This window comes from Rathayibacter sp. AY1E6 (genome assembly GCF_002931115.1).
GTDB lineage: Bacteria > Actinomycetota > Actinomycetes > Actinomycetales > Microbacteriaceae > Rathayibacter.
The window spans coordinates 14,277-30,097 of sequence record NZ_PSVK01000022.1; the positions used below are offsets into that span (position 1 = coordinate 14,277).

Here is a 15,821-nt window from a genome sequence, read left to right on the forward strand (position 1 = left end):
GGGGCTGCGTGCTCTAGAGCATGCACGAGACGCACTGGTCGAGCTCGGTGCCCTCGAGCGCCAGCTGACGGATGCGGATGTAGTAGATCGTCTTGATGCCCTTGCGCCAGGCGTAGATCTGAGCGCGGTTGACGTCGCGGGTGGTCGCCGTGTCCTTGAAGAAGAGCGTGAGCGAGAGGCCCTGGTCGACGTGCTGCGTGGCGGCGGCGTAGGTGTCGATGATCTTCTCGTAGCCGATCTCGTACGCGTCCTGGTAGTACTCCAGGTTGTCGTTCGTCATGAACGGCGCCGGGTAGTAGACGCGGCCGAGCTTGCCCTCCTTGCGGATCTCGATCTTCGACGCGATCGGGTGGATCGAGGACGTCGAGTTGTTGATGTACGAGATCGAGCCGGTCGGCGGGACGGCCTGCAGGTTCTGGTTGTAGATGCCGTGCTCCATGACCGAGGCCTTGAGCGCACGCCAGTCGTCCTGGGTGGGGACCACGATGCCCGAGTCGGCGAAGAGGCGGGAGACGCGCTCGGTGGCCGGCGCCCACTCCTTCTCCGTGTAGGTGTCGAAGAACTCGCCCGAGGCGTACTTCGAGTCGGCGAAGCCCTCGAAGGTGGTGCCGCGCTCGATGGAGAGGTTGTTGGAGGCGCGCAGGGCGTGGAACAGCACCGAGTAGAAGTAGATGTTGGTGAAGTCGATGCCCTCCTCGGATCCGTAGTGGATCCGCTCGCGGGCGAGGTAGCCGTGCAGGTTCATCTGGCCGAGGCCGATGGCGTGCGACTTGTCGTTGCCGTCCTCGATCGAGCGGACCGAGGTGATGTGCGACTGGTCGGACACCGAGGTGAGGCCGCGGATCGCGGTCTCGATGGTGCGGCCGAAGTCGGGCGAGTCCATCGTAAGCGCGATGTTCAGCGAGCCGAGGTTGCAGGAGATGTCCTTGCCGATCTCCGCGTAGGAGAGGTCCTCGTTGTAGGTCGTCGGGGTGTTGACCTGGAGGATCTCGGAGCAGAGGTTGGACATGTTGATGCGGCCCTTGATCGGGTTCGCCTGGTTCACCGTGTCCTCGAACACGATGTAGGGGTAGCCCGACTCGAACTGGATCTCGGCGATGGTCTGGAAGAACTCGCGCGCCGAGATCTTGGTCTTCTTGATGCGCGGGTCGTCGACCATCTCGCGGTACTTCTCCGAGAGGGAGATGTCGCCGAAGGGGATGCCGTAGACGCGCTCGACGTCGTAGGGCGAGAAGAGGTACATGTCCTCGTTGTTCTTCGCGAGCTCGAACGTGATGTCGGGCACGACGACGCCGAGGGAGAGCGTCTTGATGCGGATCTTCTCGTCGGCGTTCTCGCGCTTGGTGTCGAGGAAGCGGAGGATGTCGGGGTGGTGCGCCGAGAGGTACACCGCTCCCGCGCCCTGGCGCGCGCCGAGCTGGTTGGCGTAGCTGAAGCTGTCCTCGAGGAGCTTCATCACGGGGATGATGCCCGAGGACTGGTTCTCGATCTGCTTGATCGGGGCGCCGGCCTCGCGGATGTTCGAGAGCGAGAGGGCGACGCCGCCGCCGCGCTTGGAGAGCTGGAGCGCGGAGTTGATGCCGCGGGCGATCGACTCCATGTTGTCCTCGATGCGCAGCAGGAAGCAGGAGACGAGCTCGCCGCGCTGGGCCTTGCCGGTGTTGAGGAAGGTCGGGGTCGCGGGCTGGAAGCGGCCGGCGACGATCTCCTCGACGAGGGCGGTCGCGAGCGTCTCGTCGCCCTGGGCGAGGCCGAGGGCGGTCATCACGACGCGGTCCTCGAAGCGCTCGAGGTAGCGCTTCCCGTCGAACGTCTTGAGCGTGTACGAGGTGTAGTACTTGAACGCGCCGAGGAAGGTCGCGAAGCGGAACTTCTTCGAGTACGCCAGGTCGTTGAGCTGCTGGATGAACTCGAACGAGTACTGGTCGAGCACGGCCTGCTCGTAGTACTCCTTCTCGACCAGGTAGTCGAGGCGCTCCTTGAGCGTGTGGAAGAACACCGTGTTCTGGTTGACGTGCTGCAGGAAGAACTCGCGAGCGGCCTCGCGGTCCTTGTCGAACTGGATCTCTCCGTTCGGGCCGTAGAGGTTCAGCATCGCGTTGAGCGAGTGGTAGTCCATCTGTGCGGCGTCGCGGGGAGCGTCGATCACTGCTGCGTCCAAAACGTGTCCAATCCTTCGTCGACGGCGCGGACGTCGTCGGGTGTTCCGAATACTTCGAATCGATAGAGGTGCGGCACCTCGCACTTGCGGGCGATGATGTCGCCGGCGAGGCAGTACGCCTCGCCGAAGTTCGTGTTGCCGGCGCCGATGACGCCGCGGATCAGGGAGCGGTTGCACGGATCGTTGAGGAACCGGATGACCTGCTTGGGGACCGCTCCCCCGCCGTTGCCGCCGCCGTAGGTGGGGAGGACGAGCACGTACGGCTCGTGGACGTGGAGCGTGTCGAGGGCGGCTCCGTCGCGGCGGGCGTGGAGCGGGATGCGCTGCGCCGGCCGTCCGAGCTTCTCGATGAACCGGTGCGTGTTCCCCGAGCTGCTGGAGAAGTACACGAGCCCGCTCATCCTTCGGCCCCTCTCCCCGTCAGCTGCTGTTCTCGGTCCCGCCTCTGAGGCGGCTGCGCGGTGAGCCGCAAGGCGGAGGAGGAGGCCGCAGCGGCGCTACGGCGTCCGCCGACGACGCCGCGGATCGCCGTCCGTGCGCCTCAGAGGGTCGCGATCTTGTCGGGGCGGAAGCCGGACCAGTGGTCGTCGTCCGTGATGACGACCGGCGCCTGGAGGTAGCCGAGGGCCTTGACGGCCTCGAGGGCCTTCTCGTCCACGGAGAGGTCGAACACCTCGTAGTCGATGCCCTTGCTGTCGAGGGCGCGGTACGTCGCGGTGCACTGGACGCAGGAGGGCTTGGTGTAGACCGTCACAGCCATGGGTGTCGCCTTTCGGAGGGGGTGTCCCGGTGCCGCTCCCCGACCGGCGGCCCGCGATGCGGGCGGGGTCGGAGGGTGGTCCGGGTGAGTTCTGGGTGCCGGTGGGGCTCTCGCTCCGACCTGCTCAGCAATACTACATATAGGGGGCGGGCCGGTGTCAGCCCACTAGACGTAGTAGTTACAGCCGTGTAGTTATCCACCGGTTCCTCCCCCGTTCATCCACAGGCCGGAGCCCGTGGAACCGCGGGAGGACGCGGATCCGGACGAACCATCCACAGGTGTGGACAGAAGGATCCCGTTCACTGTGTACAACGCGCCACGGCGTGTCGGCATGCCCGACCGGTGGGGTCCGCGCGGCGGCTCGACCACAAGATGTGGTGGTCGGATCGCATCTCGGGGCATGCCCGGACGGTACGCCCGACCACCGACACCGCGAACGGTCAGAGGAGCTGCGCGGCCCACTCCCGGGCGACGGCGCGCAGGTGCGGGAACGGGTCCGCGAGGGCCGCGGACGAGGAGCCCGCCGCCTCCGTCAGCGACACCGCAGCGGTGAAGCCGGGAGTCGGCGCCGCGATCGCCCCGGCGACGAGGAGCGTCCGCGCCCCGGCCGCCTCGGCGAGCGCGAGGACGTGCACCGGGACCTTGCCGGCGGCGGACTGCGCGTCGAAGCGCCCCTCCCCCGTGATGACGACGTCCGCGCCCGCGAGGAGCGCCGGGAGCCCGATCGCCCGTCCGACGGCGTCGGCGCCGGAGGTCGGGCGCGCGCCCCAGGCGAGCAGCCCGAAGCCCGTCCCGCCCGCCGCCCCGGAGCCCGGCGCATCGGGATCCGCGTCCAGGTGCGCAGCGAGACGGCGGAGGCCGCTCTCGAGGAGGAGGACGTCCTCGGGGCCGGCCCCCTTCTGCGGTCCGAAGACGCGGGCCGCCCCGGAGTCGCCGAGCAGCGGGGTCGCGACGTCGCTGAGCACGACCGCGCCTCCGGGCGGCAGAGGACGCAGCCCGCGGACGTCGGCGGCGGCGAGCGCGGGCAGCGCACCGCCTCCCTCGCCGAGGTCGCGGCCGGAGGTGGTGGAGAAGCGTGCGCCGAGCTCGCGGAGCGCTCCGACTCCGCCGTCGGTCGAGGCGCTGCCGCCGATCGCCAGCAGCAGGGCGTGCGCCCCCGCGTCAAGGGCGGCGGCGATCGCGCGGCCGAAGCCGCGCGTGTGCGCGGTGAGCGGTCGGAGCGGGTCGAGCAGCGTGATGCCGCTCGTGGAGGCGAGCTCGACGACGGCTGTCCCGTCGGGGAGCAGCAGCCACCAGGCGCGGACCGGCCGGTCGTCCGGGCCGGGCACGACGACCGGCCGCCGAAGCGACCCCGGGACCGCGAGCGCGAAGGCCTCGACGGTGCCCTCTCCCCCGTCGGCCATCGGCGCGAGGACGATCTCGTCCCCCGCGCGCGCAGCGCTCCAGCCCTCGGCGATCGCCCGCGCGACCTCGACCGCGCTCGCCGACCCCTTGAAGGAGTCGGGCGCGACGACGACCCTCAGCCTGCCCACGCGCTCAGTGTGGCACCGCGCCCGGCGCGGCCTCGAGCGGTCGCCCGTCCGCGACCTCGGTCGCGTCGCCCCCGTCGCGCGTCCACTCGTGGTGAGCGGCGTGTGCCGAACGAGCGGAGTCGCGGCCTCCTCCGATCGACCCCTGGAGCCGCGCGAACGCGCGTGGAGAGGGCCGCAGCCGCACTGCGCCGCCGCTCAGAGCGGGGTCGCGAGCCGGTAGCCGCGCTTGATCACCGTCGCCACGAGCCGCGGTTCGGGGAGGGCCTGACGGAGGCGGCTGACGGCGACGTCGACCGCGTGGTCGTCGAGAGCCTCCGGCGCGGAGGCCGCGAGGACGTGACGCGCGACGGTCGCGCCCTCGGCGGCGACGAGAGTCCGGAACAGCGCGAGCGCGACCGGGGTCAGCGCAACCCGGGTCCCGGCCAGGACCGCGTGCCGGCCTCGGAGCTCGAGAGTGCCGAAGGCCGTCTCGATGCGGGGCGACGCCTGCTCGAGGTGCTCGCAGGTCAGGCGGATGAGCGCGCCCATCCGGAACCGGTCCGGCACGACCGGGAGGATCCCTGCCTCGACCAGGGGTGCTGCGGTCACCGGGCCGACGGCGGCGGCGACCACCGTCTCGCGGAAGGCCGCCTGGAGGTCGTCGAGGCGGCCCGCGGCCTCCGCGACCGTGAAGAGCGCCTCCACCGCCGGCGCGCTGGTGAAGGTGACGGCGTCGATGCCCCCTCCGCAGACCGCGTCGATCAGCCGCAGCACCCGGGCGGAGTCCTCGTGCACGCTCCAACGGTAGGGCGCGGCCGTGAGCACCCGGGCGCCGGCGTCGCAGAGACGCTGCAGCTGAGCCGGGTCGGTGAATCCGTGCAGCTGCACCGCGATCGTGCGGCCGGCGACGCCCTCGCGCAGAGCCAGGTCGACGAGGGAGGTGGTCGTCTCGCGCTCGCTCATCCCGTGGTCGTCGAGACCCGCCGCACGGATCGCTCCGCGCGCCTTGGGCCCGCGGACGAGGATCCGCGCGGAGGACAGCGCGTCGGCCAGCTCGATCCCCGCGGCGTCCGCGGCCTCGAGCCAGCGCCGCAGGCCGTAGGAGGTGGTGGCGAGGAGCACGTCGGGACGGGCGGCGACGATGGCGCGGGTCTCCTCCTCGAGCGCGCCCTCGGTGTCGACGCCGCGCATGCGGATGGTGGGGGCGTGCGTCACGGCGGCACCGCGGCGCTCGAACGCGGCGATCAGGTCCTCGGAGCGGCGGTCGGAGGTGACCCCGATGCGGAAGCCGTCCAGCTGGTCGGGTCGGAACCCCACGGCGGCGTCGGGATCGGTGCCGGTCATGCTCGGCCCCCTCGAGATCTCACGCGGTCAGTGCATCGACCGCTCGGGCGATGCTCTCGGGGTCCCCCGCATCATGGCACGCGGCCTGCCGGACCACCTCGCCGATGACGATCACGGCGGGCGAGCGCGGTGCCAGCTCGGCGAGCAGGCCGAGCACTCCGCCGACCGACGAGACCGTCGTGCGCTGGTCGCGCGACCAGCCCCGCTCGACGATCGCGAGGGGCGTGTCGGCGCGCATCCCCGCGCGCTGCAGCCCGGCGACGAGGTGCGGGAGGGTGTTCACGCCCATCAGCACCACGATCGTCCCGCCCAGCCCGGCCAGATGGCCGAGCTCCTGCTCGCTGAACGGCGCATGGCCCGAGACCACGGTGAAGGCCCTGCTGACCTCGCGATGGGTGACCGGGATCCCGGCGGCGGCGGGCACCGAGATCGCGCTGGTCACTCCGGGGACGACCGTGGAGCCGACGCCGGCCAGCCGGCACGCGCGCACCTCCTCCGACCCGCGGCCGAACACGAACGGATCGCCGCCCTTCAGGCGCACGACGTCCAGACCCGCGAGGGCCCGCTCGATCATCAGCCGCTCGATCTCGTGCTGCGGCACCGCGTGATGACCCGGCGTCTTGCCGACGTCGATCAGCTCGGCGCCGGGCGCCCACTCGGCCAGGCCCTCGTGCGGACCGAGCCGGTCGTAGAGCACCACGTCCGCGTCGCGGAGGGCGCGGCGGGCGGCGAGGGTCATCAGATCCGGATCGCCGGGGCCGCCGCCGACGATGCTGACGTGCCCGACCGGCCGGGTCGGCGCGGGGGCCTCGTCGACGATCCAGGGGCAGAGCTCGGCCGCCGCTGCTCGGAGCGGCGCCGGCCCCTCCACCCACACGATCAGGGCCGGGGGCGCCGGGGTGAGCGCGTCCTCCGCCTCGTGCCGCTCGACGAGTGCGCCGGCGGCTCGGTAGCGGGCGAGCACGCGGCGGGTCCCGGAGGCGGTGCCGATCACGAGCACACGGCGTCCGGCGAGGTCGAGGGAGAGCTGCATCACGAGTCCGATCCGATCCCGGCCGGACCGACGGGGATCCTCGGCCCCGCGACCAGCACGGGTCCGTCCGGTCTCTCGTCCCGGCCGGCGGGCCGGACCTGCCCGCGCTCGCGCACGGTCGCGACGCGCGGATCCGCGGTGTCCGGGGCGTTCACGAAGGAGCGGAAGCGGCGGAGCCGGTCGGGATCGGCGAGGGTCGCCGCCCACTCGTCGACGTAGGTGTCGACGTGCGTGGCCATGGCGGCCTCCAGCTCGGCGGCGATGCCGAGCGAGTCCTCGCAGACCACCTCGCGCACGTGCTCGAGTCCGCCGGGGAGCTCCTCCTGCCAGCGGGCGGTGCGCTGGAGCCGCTCGGCCGTGCGCACGTAGTACATGACGTAGCGGTCGATGTAGCGCACCAGGGTCTCGTCGTCGAGGTCCTGCGCGAGCAGCTGGGCGTGCGCCGGCTGGTAGCCGCCGTTGCCGCCGACGTAGAGGTTCCAGCCGAGGTCGCTCGCGATGACGCCGATGTCCTTCCCCCGCGCCTCGGCGCACTCGCGGGCGCAGCCGCTGACCCCGAGCTTGAACTTGTGCGGCGAGCGGAGACCCCGGTACCGCTCCTCGAGGAAGACCGCCATCCCGACCGCGTCCTGGACTCCGAAGCGGCACCAGGTCGATCCGACGCACGACTTGACCGTGCGCAGCGACTTGCCGTACGCCTGACCCGACTCGAAGCCGGCGTCGACGAGGAGGCGCCAGATCTCGGGCAGCTGCTCGAGGCGGGCGCCGAACATGTCGATCCGCTGCCCGCCGGTGATCTTCGTGTAGAGGCCGTACTGCTCGGCGACCTCGGCGATCACCTTGAGCTTCGCCGGCGTGATCTCGCCTCCGGGGATCCGCGGGACGACGGAGTAGGTGCCGTCCTTCTGCATGTTGGCCAGGGCGCGGTCGTTGGTGTCCTGCAGCGGCGCCTGGCCGCCGTCGAGGATGTAGGCGTTCGTCTGGGTGGCGAGGACGGAGGCGATCACCGGCTTGCACACGTCGCAGCCCAGCCCGGAGCCGAAGCGCTCCATCACCTGCTCGGCCGAGTGCAGCCCGAGGATGCGGACCGACTCGAACAGCTCGCTGCGGCTGAGCGCCACATGCTCGCAGAGGGCGCGGGAGACCTCGACGCCCGCACGGATCAGCTCCGTGTCGAGCAGCTTCTTCACCAGGGGCACGCACGATCCGCACTGGGTGCCCGCGCGGGTGCAGGCCTTGAGCGGCCCCAGCTCGGTGCACCCCTCGCCGATCGCGTGGCGGACCTCGCCGACCGAGACGTTGTTGCACGAGCAGACCTGGGCGTCGTCCGGAAGGTCGCCCGAGGGCGCCTCCGCCCCCGCCGCCGCGAGGTAGGCGCCGGGCTCGGCCGGCAGCTCGCGCCCCAGCAGCGGGCGGAGGGAGGAGTAGGGGCCCGCGTCGCCGACGAACATCCCGCCGAGCAGCGTGCGCGCATCGTCCGAGACGACGACCTTCTGGTAGAGACCGCGGGCCGGATCGGCGTAGACGACCTCGAGCGCTCCCTCCGTGGTGCCGAGGGCGTCGCCGAAGCTGGCGACCTCCACGCCCGAGAGCTTGAGCTTGGTGGCGTCGTCGACCCCCGGGAAGGTCGCGTCGCCGCCGAGGATCCGGTCGGCGACAACCTCCGCCATCGCGTTGGCGGGTGCGACGAGCCCGACGGTGCGGCCGTCGATCGCGGCGACCTCGCCGATGGCCCAGACTCCCGCCCTGCTGGTGCGGCAGGCCTCGTCGACGACCACGCCTCCGCGCGGTGCGACCTCGATCCCGGCCGCCCGGGCGAGCTCGTCGCGCGCCGTGATCCCGATGGAGAAGACCACGAGATCGGCGCTGATGCTGCTGCCGTCGGTCAGCGTGACGCCGAGCACCGTCCCTGTCGGCGAGGTGAGGATCGCGGTGGGCCGGTTGCCGAGGTGCAGCGCGATCCCCTGCGCCGAGATGATGCGGCCGAGGGCCTGCCCGGCGCCCTCGTCGAGCTGCGCGCTCATCAGCCAGCGGCCGGAGTGGACGAGGGCGGTGCGCGCACCGAGACGGTGAGCGCCTCCCGCCGCCTCGAGGCCGAGCAGACCGCCGCCGACCACGACCACGATCGCGGGGCGGCCGCGCCGGGCGCGGAACGCGGCGAGCTCGGCGACGAGCCCGTCCACGTCCTCGAGCGTGCGGTAGACGCGGCCGTGCTCGGCGCCCTCGATCGGCGGGACCGTGGCGGAGGAGCCCGTCGCCAGGACGATCTCGTCGCCCTCGAGGGAGCGGCCGTCCGCGAGCTCGACGCGCAGGCGGTCGGGATCGATCGCGACGACACGGGAGGAGGTGATCAGCCGCGCCGACTCCCACAGAGCGCCGTCGCCCAGAGTCAGGTCGTGCTCGCCGTCGAGGCGCTTCGAGAGTGCGACGCGGTCGTAGGGACGGTGCACCTCCTCGCCGAGGACGGTGATCTCCAGCGCCTCGTCGCCTGCCCGGGCGACGAGCGCGTCGACCAGGCGGTGCGCGGCGGGTCCCGCTCCGACGACGAGCACGCGTCGGGGCCGGGCGGCGGGGTTCGCTCCAGGAGTCATGACGTCCACCGTAGGGACGGCCCGTTTCCCCGCCGTTGCCCCTGTGTAACAGCGTGTGACGCGCGCCTCTCGGCGAGCGCCGCAGGCCGTGAGGGCTTCGTTACGCCCGTGACACCGGAGGCGTGCTCGCACGAAACGCGCGATCCCTACCGTTGCCTCATCGCGTCCGACCGGATGCGGTGGCCCACCCGCAGGAAGAAGGCGCAGCGATGACCCTCCTCGATCGGCTCGCCCCCGCGACCGCCACCACCTGGGTGCCGGTCTGCGCCGTCGGCGACCTCGAGCCGCTCTGGGGCGAGGCCGCCCTGGTCGGCGGTGTGCAGCTCGCCCTGTTCCTCCTGCCCGACGGGCGGGTGCGGGCCGTCTCGAACCTCGACCCCGCGACCGGCGCCGCCGTGCTCTCACGCGGCATCGTCGGCTCGCGTCTGGTCGACGGGGTGCAGCGGCCCACGATCGCCTCCCCCCTGCACAAGGACGTCTTCGACCTCGAGACCGGCGCCTGCTTCACACGAGCGGAGCTGCACCTCGCCACCTGGCAGGTGCGCGAGAGCGACGGCACGATCGAGGTCGCCCAGCGGACCGCTCTGGTCGCCGCGTCCCACGGGACCTCCGACGACGACGGGAGGCGTGCCGTCGCCGCGCTGGTCGAGGCGGTCCGCCGGGCCAACCCGGCGCTGGACGTGCTCGACTCCTTCGTCGACGTGCAGCAGCCCGACGTCCCCGCGACCCTGGGTTCTCTCGAGTCGGGGCGGCCGGCGGTGGTCGTGCCGCTGCTGCTCTCGGCCGGCTACCACGTGCACGTCGACCTCGCCGAGGCCGCGGCGGAGGCGGAGCGGCCGGTGCGGGTCTCGGGCGCGCTCGGACCCGATCCCCGCCTGGCGCGCGTGCTCGCCCGCCGGCTCCACGAGGCAGGGCTCGACGACGGCGACCGCGTCGTGCTCGCCGCTGCCGGCTCGAGCGACGCCGGTGCCGTCGCGGACTGCTGGACCACCGGCCGCCTCCTCGCCGCCGAGCTCGGCCGCGAGGTGAGCACCTCGTTCATCTCGGCCGCCGAGCCGCGGATCGCGGAGGCGGTCGCCGCCGAGCGCGCCGCCCACCCCGGCGCGCGCGTCGTGGTCGCCACCTACCTGCTCGCGCCCGGCTACTTCGCCGGCCTGGCCGCCTCCGCGGGGGCCGACCTCGCCTCCGCTCCCCTCCTCACCGCCGTCGATCCGCCCGCCCGCGAGCTGGTCGACATCGTCTCGGAGCTGTTCGGGCGCAACGCCTGACGCCTCCTCCCCGCACCACCACCGCTCCACCTCCCCGTCCCGAGCGCGCCCTCGCGCGCGCCGCCCACCCTCCGGAGGACCACGATGACTGCTGCACCCCCGACCACCGTCCCCACGACCGCCGCCACATCCACCGGCATCATCCGACGGCCGGGCCGCTGGATCGACGGCTGGAACCCCGAGGACCCCGCCCAGTGGGAGGCGGAGGGACGCTCCGTCGCCGCTCGCAATCTGAGGTGGTCGATCTTCGCCGAGTTCCTCGGCTTCGTCGTCTGGCAGCTCTGGTCGGTCGTCGTCGTCTCGCTGCCGGCGGCCGGGTTCGCCTTCGACACCGGGCAGATCTTCTGGCTCATCTCGATGCCGAGCCTCGTCGGCGCCACCCTGCGGATCCCGTACACGTTCATGGTCCCCCGCTTCGGCGGCCGCAACTGGACGATCGTGTCGGCGGGCCTCCTGCTGATCCCGAGCGTCGGACTCGGCATCGCGGTCTCGAATCCGGAGACCCCGTTCGGCGTCATGCTCCTGGTGGCCGCGCTCGCCGGCTTCGGCGGCGGCAACTTCGCCAGCTCGATGGCGAACATCACCTTCTTCTACCCGCACGCGCAGAAGGGCTGGGCTCTGGGGCTCAACGCCGCGGGCGGCAACCTGGGCGCCTCCGTCGCGCAGCTCGTCGTGCCGATCGCGATCACCGTCGGCGCCGCGGCCACGCTGAACCTGCCGATCGCCGGCTTCCTCTGGGTCCCCCTGATCGTCGTGGCGATGATCGGCGCCGCCAAGCGCATGGACAACCTCTCGACCGCGAAGTCCGACGTCGCCGCCTCCCTCGCCGCGCTCCGCGAGCCGCACCTCTGGCTGCTGGCCGTGCTCTACATCGGCACCTTCGGGTCCTTCATCGGATTCGCCGGCGTGTTCCCGAAGCTCATCGCCGACACCTTCCCCGAGTTCTCCGGCTTCGCCGTCGGCTCGGCGACGGTCGGCCTCGCGTTCCTCGGCTCCCTGGTGGGCTCGCTGTCCCGCCCCTCCGGCGGCCGTCTGGCCGACCGCTTCGGCGGAGCGCCTGTCACGGTCCTCGCCTTCGTCGCCATGGGCGCCGGGATCCTCGGCGTGATCGCGACACTGCCGCTCGGCAGCTTCTGGCTCTTCCTCGCCTGCTTCCTCGTGCTCTTCTCGGCGGCCGGTATCGGCAACGGCGCGACCTACCGCATGATCCCCACGGTGTTCGCCCTCCGCGCCCGCCAGCGCGGCGACGACGGCATCGGCGCCCAGCGCACGTCTGCCGCGGCGCTCGGCCTGATCTCGGCGATCGGCGCCTACGGCGGCTTCGTGATCCCCCAGCTGCTCGGCTTCTCCAAGACCGAGTTCGGCGACTACACCACGGCGCTGGGCTGGTTCGTCGGCGCCTATGCGGTGATGCTCGCGATCACGGCCGGCGTCTACCTCCGCCTCGCCGCGAAGACGGGGACCCGGATCTGACGATGAGCGCACCCGCCCCGACCGACTCCCACTGCCCGTACTGCGCCCTGCAGTGCGCGATGACGCTGACACCCGCGGCGGGCCCCGTACCCGTGGCGGTCGAGGGGAGGGAGTTCCCGACGAACCGGGGCGGGCTCTGCGCCAAGGGCTGGACCTCCGCCGAGCTGCTGGCGAGCGGACAGCGACTGGTCTCCCCGCTGCTGCGCGGCGCCGACGGCGTCCTCGCGGAGGCGTCGTGGGAGGAGGCGCTCGACGCGGTCGCCGGGGCGGTGCGCGGCGTCCGGGCGCGGCACGGCGCCGACGCGGTGGCCGTCTTCGGCGGCGGGGGCCTCACCAATGAGAAGGCCTACCAGCTCGGGAAGTTCGCTCGGATCGCTCTCGGCACCTCCCGGATCGACTACAACGGCCGCTTCTGCATGTCCTCGGCCGCGGCGGCCGGCAACCGCGCCTTCGGCGTCGATCGCGGACTGCCGTTCCCGGTGTCCGACCTCGACGACGCCGACACGATCCTGCTCCTGGGCTCGAACGTCGCCGCGACGATGCCGCCGCTTCTCGCCCACTTCGCCGGTGCCCGCTCGCGGGGCGGCCTGGTGGTCGTCGACCCGCGCCGCTCGGCCACCGCGCGGCTGACGGAGGACGGCGCCGGCACGCATCTGCAGCCCGCTCCCGGGACGGATCTGCCGCTCCTCCTCGGGCTGATCCACCTGGTCTTCGCCGAGGGCCTCGCCGACACCGCCTACCTCGCCGCGCGCACGACCGGCGTCGAGGCCCTGCGCCGCAGCGTCTCGTCGTGGTGGCCGGAGCGCACCTCCGCGGTCACGGGCGTGCCGACCTCGCTCCTCCGCTCCCTGGCGCGCCGGCTCGCCGCGGGGCGGTCGTTCGTGCTGACCGGCCGCGGGGTCGAGCAGCACGTCGACGGCACCGACACCGCGACCGCCGCGATCAACCTCGCTCTCGTGCTCGGCCTGGTGGGTCGCGAGGGGTCGGGGTACGGCACGCTCACCGGTCAGGGCAACGGCCAGGGCGGACGCGAGCACGGACAGAAGGCCGATCAGCTCCCGGGGTACCGCTCCATCCGCGATCCGGAGGCGCGGCGCCACGTCGCCGCCGTCTGGGACGTGACGCCCGAATCGATCCCCGGCCCGGGCCTGCCCGCCACCGCCCTGCTCGCCGAGCTCGGACGCTCCGTGCACTGCCTGCTGGTGCACGGCTCGAACGTGGTCGTCTCGGCTCCGGACGCCGACGCCGTCCGCGCCGGGCTCGAGGCCCTGGACACGCTGGTCGTCTGCGACTTCTTCCTCTCCGAGACCGCCGCGCTGGCCGATGTGGTGCTCCCGGTGCCGCAGTGGGCGGAGGAGGAGGGCACGATGACCTCGCTCGAGGGCCGGGTGCTCCGCCGCCGCCGGGCGATCGACCCGCCGGCAGGAGTGCGCAGCGAGCTCTGGATCATGAGCGAACTGGCGCGCCGTCTCGACGCCCCCTCGAGCTGGTCGACCGTCCCCTCGGAGGTGTTCGACGAGCTGGCCCGCGCGTCCGCGGGAGGCGTGGCCGACTACTCCGGCCTCTCGCACGCCCTGCTCGACACCGGGATCGCCGCCCACTGGCCCTACCCAGCGGGCGGCACGGGGACGCCGCGCCTCTTCGCTGAGCGCTTCGGGCACCCCGACGGCCGGGCGCGCCTGGTCGCCGTCATCCCCGCCGTCCCCGTCGTCGTGGACCGCGGCGAGGAGCTGACCCTGGTGACCGGCCGCTACCTCCAGCAGTACCAGTCGGGCACCCAGACCCGGCGGGTCGCGGAGCTCGATGCGGCCCGCCCCGAGGCTCGGCTCGAGATCCACCCGGCGACCGCCTCCCGGCTCGGCGTCCGCGACGGAGCACCTGTGGCGATCGGGAACGCGCGCGGCGTGGTCCGCGCCCGCGCGAGCGTCACCGCGGACATCCGCCACGACACGGTGTTCCTGCCCTTCCACTACGCGGGTGAGCAGTGCGCGAACCTCCTCACCGAGGCCGTCGTGGACCCGGTGTCGTCGATGCCCGAGTTCAAGCGCACGCGGGTCTGGGTCCGCGCGGAAGGGACGGCACATGCCTGAGACACCTCCCGAGCGGATCGTCCTGATCGGCTATGGCCCCGTCGGCTCGCGCTTCGTCGAGGAGCTGCTGCCTGCCGTGCGGGCCGGTCTGGTCGCGCTGACGGTGGTCGGCGCCGAGAGCGACGACCCGTACAACCGTGTCCTGCTCGCGGAGTACGCCGTCGGCCGGGCGACCCGCGAGCGCCTCGACCTCGGCGACCGGACGGCGGCGGAGGCGGCGGGCGTCGTCCTGCGCCTGGGAGCGGCCGTCGTGGGGATCGACCGCGCGCGGAACGTCGTGCGGCTGCACGACGGCGAGCGGCTGCCCTACGACCGCCTCGTCCTGGCCACCGGCGCCCGGGCGAACGTGCCGACCCTCGCCGGGATGGAGCGGTCCCGACGCGAGCGGACGGTGCGCGCCGCCGATCCGGAGTCGCTCGACGCGGGCTCCCGGCCCCTCCCGGAGCGGGTGGTGGCGCTGCGCGACCTGGCCGACGCCCGGGTGGTCCGCGAGTCCGTGCGCTCCGGCGCGCGCCTCGTCGTGCTCGGGGCGGGAGTGCTCGGGATCGAGTTCGCCCTCGCGGCCGCCGAGCAGGGCGCGCAGGTGGTGGTGGTCTTCCACGGCGACATCCCGATGGCCCGCAATCTCGACACGGGCGGGGGCCGGATGCTGGCCGCGGCCGCCCGCGCGGCCGGCGTCGAGATGGTGGCGCACGCCCGGTCCGAGAGCGTCCTGCTCGCGCACGACGACCGCGGCCGTGCGCACTTCCAGGCGCTCGTCTGCGCTGACGGCAAGCAGATCGAGGGGGATCTGCTGGTGCTCTCGTGCGGTGTCGGTGCGCGGGTCGAGCTGGCCGCGGGCGCGGAGCTCGCCGTCTCGACCGGGATCCTGGTCGATGAGCAGCTGCGCAGCTGGAGCGACCCGGACGTCTTCGCGATCGGCGACTGCGCGCACGTCGCCCCCCGCGGCTCGGCCCTGCCCGACGGCCGCGTGCCCGGCGGACCGAGCGGACTGATCGGTCCGGGATGGGAGCAGGCGGACCGGCTCGCAGCACGGATCCGGGCGGAGGCGGAGGGCCGCTGCGGCGAGGAGCGCGTCCCCGACGCCCGACCGGCGGTCGTGATGCTGAAGGCCGAGGGCGTCGACCTCGTGGCAGGAGGCGACGTGGCCCCGGAGCCGTGGGACCCGCACCGCCCGGGCGAGGAGCACCTCGAGGTGACGCTGTGGGCTGACCCCGCCCGCGGCGGCTACGCCAAGCTCGTGACCGCAGGAGGAGTGCTGCGCGGGTTCGTCTCGGTGGGTCTGCCCCGGGTCGGCGCCGAGCTCAGCCTCCTCTTCGAGCGGGGCTCGGAGCTGCCGGCGGACCGGTCGAGCCTCCTGCGTCTGGACGCCCCGGATGCGGGCGCCGCGGCGACCGGCGATCCGTTCGCCCCCGATGCCACGGTCTGCTGGTGCAACGGCGTGACGGCGGCGGTGATCACCGATGCGGCTGCGGCGGGACACGGGACGGTCGCCTGCGTCGGGCGGGCGACCCGCGCCGGCACGGGCTGCGGCGGCTGCACCGGTCGTATCGCCGAGCTGCTCGCGCGGACGGCGGTCCCCGCCTGATC

General features: G+C 72.9%; 11 protein-coding genes. 4 read left to right on the top strand and 7 right to left on the bottom strand.

What is annotated here, in order from left to right:
- Nucleotides 1-13: 13 nt before the first annotated feature.
- The 7 genes from nrdE to nirB all read right to left on the bottom strand — a co-directional run bounded on the left by nrdE (nt 14) and on the right by nirB (nt 9,400).
- Entirely contained in the window at nt 14-2,119 is a 2,106-nt protein-coding gene (nrdE, locus tag C5C46_RS14240) for a class 1b ribonucleoside-diphosphate reductase subunit alpha (protein ID WP_104227189.1), read from the bottom strand.
- Between the two features lie 26 nt (nt 2,120-2,145).
- Nucleotides 2,146-2,562 carry a class Ib ribonucleoside-diphosphate reductase assembly flavoprotein NrdI gene (nrdI, locus tag C5C46_RS14245; protein ID WP_104224357.1) on the bottom strand — a complete coding sequence of 139 codons (417 nt, stop codon included), beginning with the start codon at nt 2,560-2,562 and terminating at the stop codon, nt 2,146-2,148.
- A 140-nt stretch (nt 2,563-2,702) separates the two neighbouring features.
- Nucleotides 2,703-2,921 (bottom strand): glutaredoxin-like protein NrdH, encoded by a 219-nt coding sequence (nrdH, locus tag C5C46_RS14250; RefSeq protein ID WP_068255139.1) that lies wholly within the window; start codon nt 2,919-2,921, stop codon nt 2,703-2,705.
- A 440-nt stretch (nt 2,922-3,361) separates the two neighbouring features.
- The gene (locus tag C5C46_RS14255) at nt 3,362-4,444 is read right to left on the bottom strand and encodes a glycerate kinase (protein ID WP_104227190.1); all 1,083 of its coding nucleotides are present in this window, start codon (nt 4,442-4,444) and stop codon (nt 3,362-3,364) included.
- Nucleotides 4,445-4,648: 204 nt separating this feature from the next.
- Nucleotides 4,649-5,776, bottom strand: coding sequence for a uroporphyrinogen-III synthase (locus tag C5C46_RS14260; protein WP_104227171.1), 1,128 nt, complete (start codon nt 5,774-5,776; stop codon nt 4,649-4,651).
- 19 nt (nt 5,777-5,795) lie between these two features.
- Nucleotides 5,796-6,809 carry a uroporphyrinogen-III C-methyltransferase gene (gene cobA, locus C5C46_RS14265; RefSeq protein ID WP_104227191.1) on the bottom strand — a complete coding sequence of 338 codons (1,014 nt, stop codon included), beginning with the start codon at nt 6,807-6,809 and terminating at the stop codon, nt 5,796-5,798.
- On the bottom strand, nt 6,809-9,400 hold the full coding sequence (nirB, locus tag C5C46_RS14270) for a nitrite reductase large subunit NirB (RefSeq protein WP_104227192.1): 2,592 nt from the start codon (nt 9,398-9,400) through the stop codon (nt 6,809-6,811). The genes cobA and nirB overlap by 1 nt, the downstream gene beginning before the upstream one ends.
- 209 nt (nt 9,401-9,609) lie before the next feature.
- Between nirB and nirD the strand changes: the two genes are divergently transcribed.
- The 4 genes from nirD (at nt 9,610) to C5C46_RS14290 (ending at nt 15,819) form a co-directional block, all read left to right on the top strand.
- Complete coding sequence (nirD, locus tag C5C46_RS17375) at nt 9,610-10,668, top strand: nitrite reductase small subunit NirD (protein ID WP_104227172.1); 1,059 nt, start codon at nt 9,610-9,612, stop codon at nt 10,666-10,668.
- 84 nt (nt 10,669-10,752) lie between these two features.
- Complete coding sequence (locus C5C46_RS14280; protein WP_104224352.1) at nt 10,753-12,141, top strand: MFS transporter; 1,389 nt, start codon at nt 10,753-10,755, stop codon at nt 12,139-12,141.
- Between the two features lie 2 nt (nt 12,142-12,143).
- A complete protein-coding gene (locus tag C5C46_RS14285) occupies nt 12,144-14,231 on the top strand; it encodes a molybdopterin oxidoreductase family protein (RefSeq protein ID WP_104227173.1) in 2,088 nt (695 codons plus the stop codon).
- Complete coding sequence (locus C5C46_RS14290) at nt 14,224-15,819, top strand: NAD(P)/FAD-dependent oxidoreductase (RefSeq protein WP_104227174.1); 1,596 nt, start codon at nt 14,224-14,226, stop codon at nt 15,817-15,819. Before C5C46_RS14285 ends, C5C46_RS14290 begins: the two co-directional genes overlap by 8 nt.
- The last annotated feature ends 2 nt before the right edge of the window (nt 15,820-15,821 follow it).

Bases quoted from the DNA above. Each gene is read 5' to 3' on its own strand.
- nrdE (WP_104227189.1), bottom strand. From the start codon at position 2,119: ATGGACTACCACTCGCTCAACGCGATGCTGAACCTCTACGGCCCGAAC.
- nrdI (WP_104224357.1), bottom strand. From the start codon at position 2,562: ATGAGCGGGCTCGTGTACTTCTCCAGCAGCTCGGGGAACACGCACCGG.
- nrdH (WP_068255139.1), bottom strand. From the start codon at position 2,921: ATGGCTGTGACGGTCTACACCAAGCCCTCCTGCGTCCAGTGCACCGCG.
- C5C46_RS14260 (WP_104227171.1), bottom strand. From the start codon at position 5,776: ATGACCGGCACCGATCCCGACGCCGCCGTGGGGTTCCGACCCGACCAG.
- cobA (WP_104227191.1), bottom strand. From the start codon at position 6,809: ATGCAGCTCTCCCTCGACCTCGCCGGACGCCGTGTGCTCGTGATCGGC.
- nirB (WP_104227192.1), bottom strand. From the start codon at position 9,400: ATGACTCCTGGAGCGAACCCCGCCGCCCGGCCCCGACGCGTGCTCGTC.
- nirD (WP_104227172.1), top strand. From the start codon at position 9,610: ATGACCCTCCTCGATCGGCTCGCCCCCGCGACCGCCACCACCTGGGTG.
- C5C46_RS14280 (WP_104224352.1), top strand. From the start codon at position 10,753: ATGACTGCTGCACCCCCGACCACCGTCCCCACGACCGCCGCCACATCC.
- C5C46_RS14285 (WP_104227173.1), top strand. From the start codon at position 12,144: ATGAGCGCACCCGCCCCGACCGACTCCCACTGCCCGTACTGCGCCCTG.
- C5C46_RS14290 (WP_104227174.1), top strand. From the start codon at position 14,224: ATGCCTGAGACACCTCCCGAGCGGATCGTCCTGATCGGCTATGGCCCC.